This is a genomic window from Streptomyces sp. NPDC051563, assembly GCF_044454225.1.
Taxonomy (GTDB): Bacteria; Actinomycetota; Actinomycetes; order Streptomycetales; family Streptomycetaceae; genus Streptomyces.
The window spans coordinates 83,070-95,971 of record NZ_JBITDL010000019.1; the positions used below are offsets into that span (position 1 = coordinate 83,070).

The 12,902-nt window shown below is 71.7% G+C and carries 9 protein-coding genes and 2 pseudogenes; 2 read left to right on the forward strand and 9 right to left on the reverse strand.

The window, feature by feature from the left end; genetic code table 11:
* Window positions 1-24 precede the first annotated feature (24 nt).
* Window positions 25-276, reverse strand: a pseudogene (locus ACIA8F_RS23230) (hypothetical protein); the annotation flags it as partial.
* A 74-nt stretch (window positions 277-350) separates the two neighbouring features.
* Between ACIA8F_RS23230 and ACIA8F_RS23235 the strand changes: the two are divergent.
* Window positions 351-1,256 (forward strand): annotated as a pseudogene (locus ACIA8F_RS23235) (acyltransferase family protein); the annotation flags it as partial.
* Between the two features lie 100 nt (window positions 1,257-1,356).
* On the opposite strand, the gene ACIA8F_RS23240 reads toward ACIA8F_RS23235, so the two are convergent.
* The 8 genes from ACIA8F_RS23240 to ACIA8F_RS23275 all read right to left on the reverse strand — a co-directional run bounded on the left by ACIA8F_RS23240 (window position 1,357) and on the right by ACIA8F_RS23275 (window position 11,427).
* A complete protein-coding gene (locus ACIA8F_RS23240) occupies window positions 1,357-3,993 on the reverse strand; it encodes a SpoIIE family protein phosphatase (RefSeq protein WP_399381407.1) in 2,637 nt (878 codons plus the stop codon).
* Between the two features lie 149 nt (window positions 3,994-4,142).
* Entirely contained in the window at window positions 4,143-4,571 is a 429-nt protein-coding gene (locus ACIA8F_RS23245) for an ATP-binding protein (protein ID WP_399381409.1), read from the reverse strand.
* A 165-nt stretch (window positions 4,572-4,736) separates the two neighbouring features.
* Complete coding sequence (locus tag ACIA8F_RS23250) at window positions 4,737-5,204, reverse strand: (deoxy)nucleoside triphosphate pyrophosphohydrolase (RefSeq protein ID WP_399381411.1); 468 nt, start codon at window positions 5,202-5,204, stop codon at window positions 4,737-4,739.
* 41 nt (window positions 5,205-5,245) lie between these two features.
* Entirely contained in the window at window positions 5,246-5,449 is a 204-nt protein-coding gene (locus ACIA8F_RS23255) for an SPOR domain-containing protein (RefSeq protein WP_399381413.1), read from the reverse strand.
* A gap of 160 nt (window positions 5,450-5,609) precedes the next feature.
* The gene (locus tag ACIA8F_RS23260) at window positions 5,610-7,301 is read right to left on the reverse strand and encodes a purine-cytosine permease family protein (RefSeq protein ID WP_399381415.1); all 1,692 of its coding nucleotides are present in this window, start codon (window positions 7,299-7,301) and stop codon (window positions 5,610-5,612) included.
* A gap of 378 nt (window positions 7,302-7,679) precedes the next feature.
* A complete protein-coding gene (locus ACIA8F_RS23265) occupies window positions 7,680-8,432 on the reverse strand; it encodes a GntR family transcriptional regulator (protein ID WP_327304786.1) in 753 nt (250 codons plus the stop codon).
* Window positions 8,433-8,558: 126 nt separating this feature from the next.
* Window positions 8,559-9,734, reverse strand: coding sequence for a septum formation family protein (locus ACIA8F_RS23270; protein WP_399381417.1), 1,176 nt, complete (start codon window positions 9,732-9,734; stop codon window positions 8,559-8,561).
* A gap of 118 nt (window positions 9,735-9,852) precedes the next feature.
* Window positions 9,853-11,427 (reverse strand): S8 family peptidase, encoded by a 1,575-nt coding sequence (locus ACIA8F_RS23275; RefSeq protein ID WP_399381418.1) that lies wholly within the window; start codon window positions 11,425-11,427, stop codon window positions 9,853-9,855.
* A gap of 223 nt (window positions 11,428-11,650) precedes the next feature.
* On the opposite strand from ACIA8F_RS23275, the gene ACIA8F_RS23280 reads away from it, so the two are divergent.
* Window positions 11,651-12,772, forward strand: coding sequence for a threonine synthase (locus tag ACIA8F_RS23280; RefSeq protein ID WP_399381420.1), 1,122 nt, complete (start codon window positions 11,651-11,653; stop codon window positions 12,770-12,772).
* Window positions 12,773-12,902: the final 130 nt, after the last annotated feature.

The following is a 12,902-nucleotide window of genomic DNA, read 5'->3' on the forward strand; positions in this document are numbered from 1 at the left end:
CTCGACCTGCCGGCCCCGGACGTCGTAGGTGTAGGTCCACTTGACGTTGGCCGGGTCGGTGACCTGCTCCAGCTGGCCGAGCTTGTTGTAGCCGTACTTGGTCGACTGGGAGGTCGTCCGAGCGGCGTTGGTGTACTGCTTCTGTTCGACGGTCCGTCCGAGCCCGTCGGTGACCGTGGTCGTGGCGATGCCGCCCTGGGGCGGGACGACCGTGGTGGTGTCCCCGGTGTAGCTCGTGGTGGTCCGCTTGGTCTCGGTGCCGAACTTCTTCGAGATGACGGCGGTGGTTCGGCCGGCACCGTCGAAGAGGGTGTCCGTGGGCCTCGTACACGTGGACCGGGGTCGAGCTCTTCTTCATCATCAGTGGCTTCGTGATCTGTATGAGCAGCTGGGGCCGCAGCCTGAGCGAATTCTTCACGTCCCGTGTGGTCCGGCTCTATCCCGCGTACTGGTTCGCCGTCCTGGCCACCACGGCTGTGGTCACTCTCTGGCCGGTGGTCGTACAGCCGCCGGGCTCGAAGGACGTGCTCCTCAACCTCACGATGCTGCACGAAGCGTTCAAGGTCAGCTCGGTCGATGCCGTGTACTGGACGCTCTGGGTCGAGATCCGCTTCTACCTGCTGTTCGCCCTGGTGGTGTGGAAGGGCGTGACCTACCGCCGGGTGGTTCTCTTCTGCGTGCTGTGGACCGTCGCCTGTGTCCTGGTCACCGCCGGTCGGGCGCCCTTTGCCAACTACATCCTCATGCCCGAGTACTCGCCGTACTTCATCGCCGGCGTGGCGATGTACCTGATGTACCGGTTCAAGCCGACCCTGCTGCTCTGGGGCATCGTCGCGATCTCGTGGCTCTTCTCGGTCCGCCAGGTCACGCTCTACAGCGACGGCCTGGCCGTCAGCCTCGGCCGGACCATGGATGCCAAGCCCGCCATCGCGCTCATGACCCTGGGCTATCTGGTGATGCTCGCGCTCGCGCTCGGCAAGCTCTCCTGGATCCGCGGCAAGTGGCTCACCGTGGCCGGCGCCACCACGTACCCGCTCTACCTCCTCCACGAGCACATCGGCTGGACCGGAATCCGCCTGCTGCGCCACGACCTCTCGCCGTGGGCGCTCGTTGCCGTGATGACGGTGGGCATGCTCGTCGCCGCGTGGCTGGTCAACCGCTTCGTCGAACGCCCCCTTGCCGGCGTCCTCAAGCGCGGCCTCGCCCGCGGCTTCGAGCCCCTGCGCCGCACACCGGGGGCAGGGTCGGGTACGTAGCCGAGCAAGGGGCGCATGAGTGAGGGGGAGTCCCGTACGGGACTCCCCCTCACTCAGTCTTCGGGCCCGGCGGCGGACGCCTCACACGGCTCCTGGACACTCACCCGTACATGCTCAGCAGTTGCTCCGCCGACAGTTCGGTCACCGATTCGGCCACTGCGCCCGGGAGCGGGAGTTCGAACCAGACCGTCTTGCCGCGGTGGGTGCGGCGGGTGCCCCAGCCCGCGGAGAGGAGGCCGACCAGTTGGAGGCCGCGGCCGCCCTCGTCGGTGTCGCGGGCCCGGCGGCGGCGGGGCTGGACCAGGTTGGCGTCCCAGACCTCGCAGACGAGGGTGCGGTCCAGCAGGAGGCGCAGCCGGATCTCGCCCTCGCCGTAGCGCAGGGCGTTGGTGACGAGCTCGCTCACCAGGAGTTCCGTGGTGTCGAGCAGCCCCTCCAGGCCCCACGCGGGCAGCTTCGCCCGGGCCAGTTCGCGGGCCCGGCCCACGGAGCGGGCCTCGCGCGGGAGCTGCCAGTCGCCGACCGCGTCCACCGGGAGGCCCTGGACCCGGGCCATGAGCAGCGCGATGTCGTCCTCGCCGTGCCGGGTGTCGAGGGTGTTCAGGACGTGGTCGCAGACCTCCTCCAGCGGGCGCGAGGGGTCGGCCAGCGCGTTCCGCAGGCCGCGTAGGCCCTCCTCCAGGGGGTGGGTCCGGGATTCGACCAGTCCGTCGGTGTAGAGCGCCAGCATGGCGCCTTCGGGGAGTTCGACCTCGACCTCCTCGAAGGGTTCCCCGCCCACGCCCAGCGGCATGCCGGTGGGGATCTCCAGCAGCAGGCCGGGGCGGGGCGCGGCGCCCTCCTCGACCGGTTCCACCAGCACGGGCGGCATGTGGCCGGCGTTGGCGATGGTGCAGCGCCGGGTGACCGGGTCGTAGACGGCGTAGACGCACGTGGCGAGGTACACCTCGGAGCGGTCGGCGTCCCGCGAGTGCAGGGCGGCCCGGGAGGCCTGCTGGGAGCCGCCGGGGGCGCCGAGGCCCCGGGCGATCTCGTCCAGCGCGGTCAGCACCTCCGCCGGTTCCAGGTCCAGCAGCGCGAGGGTCCGTACGGCGGTGCGCAGTTCGCCCATGGCCACGGCGGCCCGCAGTCCGCGGCCCATGACGTCGCCGACGACCAGTGCCGTGCGGTGCCCGGGCAGCTCGATGACGTCGAACCAGTCGCCGCCGACCTCGGTGGCGGCGTTGCCGGGCAGGTAGCGGCAGGCGATGTCGAGTCCGGCGGCCTCCGGGTCGCCGGGGGGCAGCAGGCTGCGCTGGAGTATCAGCGCGCGTTCGTGCTCGCGCCGGTAGAGGCGGGCGTTGTCGATGCAGACGGCGGCGCGCGCGGCGAGCTCCACGGCGACCGCCCGGTCGCGTTCGCCGAAGGGCTCGCTGCCCTTGGTGCGGGAGAACTGTGCGAGTCCGACCACCGTGTCGTGCGCGACCAGCGGGACGACGAGGGTGGACTGGACGAGGTCCCCGGAGTCGGATCCGCCGCCTTCCACCAGCCGCGGCCGCGCCGTGCGCAGCGCGAAGGCCCCCGGCGATCCGGCCGGGTACCGGTGCACCTCCCCTACGGAGACCAGCGCGCCCGGGCCGGACAGCGGGGCGTCCGACACGGCCGAGGAGAAGGCCACCCGGCGCAGCGGCGCCGAGGGCGCCCGGCCCGTTCCGTGGCCGGGCAGGCTGGGCACGCCGGGGCCCTGCGGGCGGGCGGGTCGGTCGTCGTCACCGAGCAGCAGCCCCTGGTAGAGGTCGACGGCGGCCAGGTCGCAGAAACCGGGGACGGTGACGTCGAGGAGTTCGCGGGCGGTGGTCTCCAGGTCGAGGGAGTTGCCGATGCGGTGTCCGGCCTCGTTGAGCAGGGCCAGGTTGCGCCGGACCCCGGCGGCCTCGCGGGCGGCGAGGTGGCGGCGGGTCACGTCGATGCCGATGCCGGCGACTCCGATGGGGCGGCCGGTGCCGCCGTGGACCCGGTAGAGGTTGATGGACCAGTGGCGGTTGTCCCGGCTGCCGGGGGCGGCGCCGGTGATCTGGAGGTCGTTGACCGATTCGCCGGTGTCCAGACACCTGCGCAGCGCTTCGGCCATCCGGTCGGCCTCGTGCGCGGGGAGGTAGTCGTGGACGGTGCGGCCGCGGTGTTCCTCGGCGGCGCCGCCGAAGACGGTCGCGAAGCGGCGGTTGGCCCGCTGCACGGTGAGGTCCGTACCGAAGAGCAGGAACCCGAAGGGAGATTGGCCGAATATCGCCTGCGAGGCGGCCAGATCGGATTCGATCCGGCGCAGCGCGCGGACGTCGACCACGACGCAGAGCGCGGCCCGCTCGGCGGTTTCGGTCTGCGTCGGCATCACATAGATCTCAGCCACCCCGTGCGCACCGTCGCCGCCGGGGATCCGGAAGGGGATCAGGCCGGTCCATTCCTTGCCGTCGAGAATCTCGCCCACCCTGCGGTGGGCGCCGGCGCGCAGTTCCGGAGGCATGAAGGCGTCGACGGGGTCACGGCCGACGGCCTCGGCGGCGGTCAGCCCGAAGAGTTCTTCGGCGCGCAGGCTCCACTGATCGATGAGCCCGTCGGGCCCGATCGAGAAGGAAGCGACCTTTATGTAGTCATATATCGAGCCAGGCGGGCTGCTGTGCCACAAGGAGTCGTGCCAGGTCTCCCCAGACGCGTCCCCGGGCACACGGGCCTGATGTGCCTGTGCAGGTATCTCGCTCACGCGACCGTCCCCTCCAGCTCACCGCAACCGGACCGGCCATGACCGAAGTATTCAGCACCACGGCGCTCTACGACACGGCCTTCGCGATCACAAAAAGATCCCGTTGTTTTCCGGCCAGGCCGTGTGATCGTCGGCTGCCCCTCACCTTGTTACTCACCAGGAAGAGCCAATTCGAACCACACGGTCTTCCCCGACTTCCCGTGGCGGGTCCCCCAGCGCTGTGCCGAGACGGCCACCAGATGGAGTCCGCGGCCCCCCTCGTCGTCGGGTGCGGCGACCCGCTCGCGGGGTGGATCCGGAAGCGGATCCGAAACCTCCACGAGAAGTGCCGGACCCGGGAGGGCCTCGGCCGCGGCCTGATTGCGCCGTACCAGGCGGACCCCGATGGGGCCGGAGGCGTACCGCAGGGAGTTGGTGACCAGCTCGCTGACCAGCAGGACGGTCACGTCGCCGACGGAGTCGAGACCCCACTCGCGAAGGGTGCCGCGCACCGCGTGGCGGGCGGTGCGGACGGCACCCGGTTCGGCGGGAAAGGCCCATTCGGCGCATTCACCGTCTGTGTCGATCACGCCGATCACTTCCCGGGCCGGCTGGCGACCCCAGTCCGGTTCGACAGGGACAGAACCACGGGGGACAAGTACGAGATAGGGATTAATAGCGACATACCCGATATTCACGGCGTCGTACCACTCGGCCCCCCACGGACCGGCGCACTGTGGCGCAGACGGCCTAGCGCGTGCGCGTCACGCGCCCCCGCGAACGCCTCCAGCGCCGCGAACGCCTTCAGAGCCGGCGCCTCCAGCGCCGGGGACGCCGTCGGCGGTGCCCAGCCGGCGGCCCGCCTCGGCGACGGCCGGGCGGTCCTGGTCGAGCCAGTCCACCGAGTCCAGCTCTTCCGGCCGGAGCCAGCGCAGCTCGTCGTGGTCCTCCAGCGGGAGCGGATCGCCCGAGAGCAGCCGGGCCGTCCACACGTGCAGGACGAGGCCGGGCTTCAGCGGCCACTCCCCCGGGATCCGCTCCAGCGCCTCGGTCTCGACGCCGAGCTCCTCGCGCAGCTCGCGCACGAGCGCCTCGGGTACGGATTCGCCCGGCTCGGCCTTGCCGCCCGGAAGCTCCCAGCGGCCGGCGAGCTCCGGGGGCGCGCTCCGGCGGGCGGCCAGCAGGCGCCCCTCATGACAAAGGGCTCCGCCCACGACCACTCGTACAGTCATGGACGGAGCCTAAGGCAGCGGCGACGGGTGCGCCGCACCGCTCAGTTCCTCGTGCCGGTCCGGCCGGCGGTGCTGTCCTGGGCGAGCCGCTCGATCCAGTACAGCTGCTTGTGCCCTCTGTTTTCGAGGCTGTCGGCGACCTTCTGGGCCTCGGCCCGGGTGGAGTACCGGCCGACCCGGTAGCGGTTGCCGTTGTCGTCCTCACGTATGACCAGCCACGGGAGCAGGGCACCGCTGTCGTTCATCGCGTTTCACCCTCCGCCGACGTACCTGCCCGGGAAACCGCATTGCGCATATGCCCGAGCCTACGCCCGACCTTTACTCAGCGGATACGGTTTTTCACGAAGAGGTACCTCGCAGGCGTACGCATCCGGCCATGCGTACGAGTGAGCCGTGCGCGCCGGTTCAGACCCCGCGCACGGTCGGAAGCGGAAGGATCACGGCGGCGCCGGCGTCCGCCGTGCGGCAGACGTCCCCGCAGGTGGCGTCGAGGGAACAACAGAGCGAGCAGATCGGGCCGGAGACGACGGGGCAGGCGGCGATGTCCGGGAGCTCGTACGCGGACTCGCAGACGGAGCACAGGTGCGTGGCGGTGACGTCCTCGACCTGCACGTCCGGGCCGTTGACCGTGTTCGGCCTGGCCAGGTAGTACTTCCCCTTCGTCGCCCAGGCGATCAACGGGCAGAGGACGAGCGCGAGTCCGGCCGCGATGAAGGTGGAGAAGGCCTCCGCGTACGTCCCGAAAAGGCCGAAGAAGGCGAGGATCGAGACGGTGGAGGCGATCACCATCGACCCGAAGCCGGCCGGGTTGACCGAGTACAGGTAGGCGCGCTTGAACTCGATGTACGGCGGGCTGAGCCCGAGCCGCTTGTTGATCACGAGGTCGGCGGCGACCGCGACGATCCAGGCGATGCCGACGTTGGAGTAGAAGCCCAGCAGCTTGCCGAGCATCGCGAACATGTTCAGCTCCATCAGCGTCAGCGCGATGCCGAGGTTGAGGAAGATGTACCAGACGCGGCCGGGGTGGCGGTGGGTCACCCGGGAGAAGAAGTTCGACCAGGACAGCGAGCCGCTGTAGGCGTTCGTGACGTTGATCTTGACCTGGGACACGATGACGAACAGGGCGGCGACGGGCAGGGCGAGACCCCCGAGCCAGGGGCGCAGCGCCTCCAGCTGCGGGGCGATCGGCTCCAGCGCGTGGGTCTTGCCGACGGCCTCCAGGGCGACGAAGGCGAGGAAGGCGCCGCCGAGCTGCTTGGCGGCGCCGATGATCACCCAGCCGGGGCCGGCGGCGAGCACGGCGAGGTTCCAGCGGCGGCTGTTGGCCGGGGTCTTGGCGGGCATGAACCGCAGGTAGTCGGCCTGCTCGCCGATCTGCGCGATGAGCGAGAGCGCGATGCCCGTGCCGAAGCCGAAGCCGATCCACGAGAAGCCGGAGCCGGCCCCTTCCGTGCCGCCGAAGTGCGCGAAGGCGCCCCAGGCGTCGGGGGCCTCGAAGGCGAGCACGAGGAACGGCAGGACCAGCCCGATCAGCCAGATCGGCTGGGTCCAGGCCTGCACCTTGGCGAGGGCGCCCATCCCCTTGAAGACGATCGGGATCACGATCAGCGTGGTGAGCAGGTACCCGATCTCCACCGGCAGACCGACGGCCTGGTGCATGGCCTGGGCCATGATCGAGCCTTCGAGCGCGAAGAAGATGAAGGTGAACGAGGCGTAGATGAGGGAGGTGAGGGTGGAGCCGAAGTACCCGAACCCGGCGCCCCGGGTGACCAGGTCCATGTCCAGGCCGTACGTGGCGCAGGCGCGGGCGATGGGGATGCCGGTCAGGAAGATGACCACGGCGGCGGCCAGGATCGCGGCGGCCCCGCTGGTGAAGCCGTAGGCGAAGACGATGGAGGCGCCGATGGCGAAGTCGGCGAGGTAGGCGATGCCGCCGAGGGCGGTGCCGGCGACGGTGCCGGGGCCCCAGCGGCGGAAGGAGTGGGGCGCGTACCTGAGCGAGTAGTCCTCGCGGCTCTCGTCGGCGGCGAGCTTGGCGTAGCTCCGGCGCGGTTGCTGCGCCGCGGGCGCCGGGGCGGGGGTGACGGTATCGGTCATACCGCCGGAAGGTAGGCCGCTTCCGTGACGGCCCGTCACGCTTGGGCATTGCCCGGGGGTTACACCCCCGCCCCCCGCCCCTCGCGGGGCAAACCCCCCGCCGACCCCGGCGGCCGGCGCGCGGGGCCCCGCCGGGGGGGGCCCCCCCCCCCCGCCGCCCGCCCCCCCGCGGGGGGGGGGGCCGCCCCCCGCGCCCCCGCTCCTCAAACGCCGGAGGGGCTGGGTTTGGCTGAGGTCAGCCGCCAACTCGCCCGCACACGCCGGGCAGAATCCAGCCCCTCCGGCGTTTGAGGAGCGGGGGTCCGGGGGCTGGTCCCCGGGAACGGCGCCGCACGCGGGATCAGTGCGCCGCGCAGGGTGCCGGGCTGTCCGGCGGGTTCACCTCACCGGGAGGTGGTACGCCAGGCGGTAGCGGTCGGCGGGGACGATGACGTCGGCGGTTTCCACGGCGCGGCCGGAGGCGAAGTACGTGCGGCCGATCACCAGGACGACGTGCCCCGGCACCCCGCCGAGCTGCATGCTCTCCTCCGCCAGGCCCGGACGCGCGCCGACCTCCTCGACCACGTTGTCGACGACCACGTCGATCGCCGCCATCCGGTCCACGACGCCCGCGCCCCCCAGCGGCCCCTCCTCCGGGAGCATCACCGGCGTCCGGCCGGTCACCGTCAGCGGCTCCCAGGAGGTCGACAGCATCATCGCCTCGCCCGCGTCGCGGTACACGTACCGCGTGCGCATCACCCGCTCGCCCGGCTCGATGCCGAGCCGCTTCGCGATGTCCGCCGGGGCGGCGGCCTGTTCGCTGCTGGAGTCCCAGGTGCCGCGCGCACCGGCCTCCGCCTGCTCCTGCCGGAAGGGGGTCGAGACCCCGCCGGTGCGGTAGCCGGAGCGGGCCACGCGGCGCGGGACGGGTTGCTCGCGCACGTACGTGCCGGATCCTGACCGGCCTTCGACCAGGCCCTCCGCCATGAGGACCTTGCGCGCCTCCAGGGCCACCGTGTCGGAGACCCCGTACTCCTCACGGATCCGGGCCTGCGAAGGGAGCCGGGCGTGCGGAGGCAGGGACCCATCGACGATCTTCCGTCGCAGATCCCCGGCGACGCGCAGATAGGCCGGCTGCTCGCCGAAAGTCACAGGCCACTCCCATCAGGTTGACAGACAGCTACAGCCTGGCAACCGAGGGTTGTCCATCGCAAGCAAGGGCCAGAGTTTCACCCGAAGTGATGAAGCCAGGTCACTCAAACCCACGCGTCACATGCGTTACGCGGACTCTCTGGAAGGACTCCGCCCGGGACCGGGCACAGCGGGCGCACCGGGCTCACCGGGCGAGGCCTCATCGGAGTCCCCGGAGCCCTCCAGCCACTCGGGAACCGTGGTCGACAGTCCGTACGCCCCGCGCAGCGTCTTCTCCAGCTCGACCGGCAGCGCGGCGGCCGCCCGGTCCCACGCGTCGAGGAAGGCGTCCCCGGTCTTCGCCCGCGCCGCCTCCTGCCAGGCGCGCCGTGCGACCTCCAGCCGCTCCCGCTGCACCCCGGCCGGACCGGCCAGCTCGGGCCGGTCCTTGACCGTGTCCAGCAACCGCGCCTCGGCCCCGAGGGCCTTGTCCATGTCCCACGCCCAGGCCTGGTGGGCGGTGAGATCGTCGGCCGGCTCCGCGTCCGGCTGCTCGCCCAGCGCCTCGTCCACCCCCTTCATGACCTTCAGGAACTCCACCTGTCCGGGCGTCAGCATGCCCGCGTCGTTGCGCAGGCTGCCGCGGTGGTCCTCGTTCGGGGTGCCGATCACGCACACCAGCCGCCGGTCCCCCTCGCGCCAGCTGCGGCGCGAGGGCGTGAAGTAGTACAGCTCCGCGTACGAGGGCAGGGCCCAGGTGTCCATCGCGTACGTGTCCTGCGCGCTCCAGCACTCCTTCGCGGCGGCGGTCCTCATCTGCTCCGTCCCGGGGTACTGCGGATCGCTCATCGAGGTCGCGGAGGTGACCTCCGCGTCGTGGACCTCGGCGCAGTCGATGCGGAACACCAGGGGCGACTCGGCGAGCAGGTCGCCGCCGGCCACGTTGAAGCAGTGCCCGACCCGCAGTTCGGCGGCGTCGACGAGGGTGCCCGCCACGTCCCCGCGGAACTGCGCCGCGCGCCCGGAGCCGCCCCGTTCGCCGAGCTCCTCCAGGGCCCGCCCGACCACGGGGACCGCTGCGGCGGCGGCGATGCTCAGCAGCAGCGACACCACCAGCCCCCAGACGGCGAGCGCCTTGCCCCGTTCGCCCTTCTTCCGGATCTGGGCGAGGGCCACGAGGGCGAAGACGATGCCGAGCGGCGGGAAGCAGAGCAGCCCGACGAGCAGGGAGGCGAGCGCGAAGCCGTTGAGCGGCGGCTGCCCGTACGCGTACCCCTGCGGGGGCGGTGGGGCGGGCCAGTGGTGCGGGGGCTGGTGGGTCACGGGGCTCCAGGAAAGGGCGAACGAATGCGCGAATGGTACGCAGCGGGGGCGACCGCCTGAACGGTCGCCCCCGTGGTTCATCGGTTCATCGGTTCATCGCGTTCCTGCTCCCCCGGCGTCAGAACTGCAGCGCCCAGGAGTCGATCTTTCCGGTGTCCGCGGAGGCGAGGTCCGCGACCCGGAGCTTCCAGACGCCGTTGGCCACCTCGGCGGAGGCGTTCACGGTGAAGGTCTGGATGATGTTGTCCGCGCTGCCGCCGGTGCGATTGCGCAGGTTGTAGACGGTGCCGTCGGGGGCGACGAGGTCGACCTTGAGGTCACCGACGTAGGTGTGCTTGATGTCGACCGGGACGCTCAGCGTGGCCGGGGCGTTGCCGGCGATCCCGCTGACGGTGATCGGCGATTCGACGGTGGCGTTGTCGTTGACCGCGTAGTCGGCGGTGTTCTCGAAGCGGGTGCCCGGGTTCGGCGGGGTGGTGGAGGTGCCGATGTTGAGCAGCCGGTTCGGGGAGCCGGTGCCGGGGCTGGTCACGACGTTCGGCGTGGCCGCGTTCACCAGGGCCGTGGAGACCTGGGCCGGGGTGGCCGCCGGGTTGGCCGCGAGGTAGAGGGCGGCGGCGCCGACCACGTGCGGGGTCGCCATCGAGGTGCCGGAGATGGTGTTGGTGGCGGTGTCGCCGGTGCCCCAGGAGGAGGTGATGTTGGAGCCGGGGGCGAAGAGGTCCAGGACCGCGCCGTAGTTGGAGTAGCTCGCCTTGGCGTCGGTGTTGGTGGTGGCGCCGACGGTGATCGCCTCGGTCACGCGGGCCGGGGACTTGGTGTTGGCGTTGGTGGACTCGTTGCCCGCCGCGACCCCGTAGGTGATGCCGCTGGCTATGGAGTTGCGCACGGCGGTGTCCAGCGCGGAGTCCGCGCCGCCACCGAGGGACATGTTCGCGACGGCCGGCTTGACGGCGTTGCGGGTCACCCAGTCGATGCCGGCGACGACCTGGGCGGTCGTACCGGAGCCGTTGTTGTCGAGCACGCGCACGCCGACGATCTTCGCCTTCTTGGCCACGCCGTACGTGGTGCCCGCGACGGTGCCGGCGACGTGCGTGCCGTGGCCGTGGCCGTCCTGGGCGGTGTTGTCGTTGTCGATGGCGTCGAAGCCGTCGGAGGCGCGGCCGCCGAGGTCCTGGTGGGTCTTGCGGACGCCCGTGTCGATGATGTACGCCGTGACGCCCTCGCCGGCCTTGTCCGGGTAGGTGTAGCTCTGGTTCAGCGGCAGGGCCGTCTGGTCGATCCGGTCCAGTCCCCAGGACGGCGGGTTGGGCTGGGTGGTGTCGACGGTGAACACCCGGTTCTGCACGACGGACTTGACCGCGGGGTCCGCGGCGAGCTTCCTGGCCTGCGCCTCGGAGACCTCGACGGAGTAGCCGTTGAGGGCCGCGCTGTAGGTCCGGTCGATCCTCGCGCCGTACCGCTTGGCCACGGCCTTGCCGCTGTCGGCCGTGGAGCGGGCGGCGGAGTCGTTCAGGGTCACGATGTAGCTGCCGGCGACCGTGCCCTCGGCGCCTGCGTTCTCGATGACTCCCTGCGGAGCGAGCGGGGCCGCCGAGGCGGGTAACGCGAGGGCGGCTCCGAGGGCGAGGGCCAGTGTGGCGGTCGCTCCGATGCCGACGGTCTTCCGGCGAGTGTGACGCATCGCGGACATGTGAGGGGTCCTCCTCATCGGTGGTGCGTTGCGGGGGGTGCGCGGCGATCGGGCGCGGACGGGCCAGGGCACAGCTTTTAGCCATGCCCATGACAAACATTTCGGCCCAACGACGCGCCGCTGACGAAAGGTTGACCCACGGAGTCGCTCCACCACAAGAGGACAACGAACGCGTAACATCCGTGCCATACACAGGCCATGAACGAGCAAAGGCTCTCCGCACATGACGCACGCACTCCCCGGCTACGTCTGCGCCGAAGACGGCACCCGCGCCGACGCGCGGACGGCCCCGTGGTGCTGCCCGGCCTGTGACGGCCCCTGGGACCTCGACTTCGCCCCCGACCCGGCGGCCCCGCTGGAGCCCGCGGCCGGGCCCCACTCGCTCTGGCGCTTCGGCTCCGCCCTGCCGCTCACCGGGGCCTTCGGGGTCACGCTGGCGGAAGGGAACACCCCGCTGGTGCCCCTGTCGGAGCGGGCGCACGCCAAGCTCGACTTCCTGATGCCCACGCTGTCCTTCAAGGACCGCGGCGCAGTGATGGTCGTGGAGCTCGCGCGCCGGCTGGGCCCGCGGCGGGTGGTGGCGGACAGCAGCGGCAACGCCGGTACGGCCTTCGCGGCCTACTGCGCACGGGCCGGGCTGAGCTGCGAGGTCTTCGTACCGGAGGGCACCTCGGCGAAGAAGACGGAGCAGATGCGCGCGCACGGCGCGACGGTGACGGTGGTGCCCGGCGGCCGCGAGGCGACGGCGGCGGCGGCCCGCGAGGCGGCCGACCTGCCGGGGGTGTTCTACGCCAGCCACGTCTTCAACCCGTACTTCCTGCACGGCACCAAGACCTACCTCTACGAGATCTGGGAGGCCCTGGGAGGCCACCTGCCCGAGGTGGTCGTCGTCCCCGTCGGCAACGGCACGCTGCTGCTCGGGGCCGCGCTGGCGGCGCAGGAGCTGGCCCGCCGCGGGGTCCGCCCGCCCACGCTGATCGCCGTCCAGTCGGCGGCCGTCTCCCCGCTGGCCTCGGCCTTCCGCGCGGGCGCCGAGGACGCGGAAGCCGTCCCCCAACTCCCCACCCTGGCCGAGGGGATCGCGATCCCGGCGCCGCCGCGGGCCCGCCAGATCCTGAGGGCCGTCCGCAGCTCCGGCGGAACCTTCCTGACCGTCACCGACGAGCAGATCCGCGCGGCCCAGCTCGACCTGGCCCGGCGCGGGCTCTTCGTGGAGCCCACGGCCGCCGCCTGCTGGGCCGCGGTCGGACCCACCGCACCCGACGACCCCCTCCAGGGCCGCACCGCGGTCGTCCCGCTCTGCGGCGCGGGCGCCAAGACGGGCCTGGCCGCACCGCCCGTCTGACCGCACCGCCCGGCTGACCGCAGCGCCCGGCCGACCACGCCGCCCGTCTGACCGCACCGCCCGGCCGGGGGTGCCCCGCTGCGGAGAAATCCATGATGGGTGCAGGGGACAGCGACATAGGCTCCGCGTC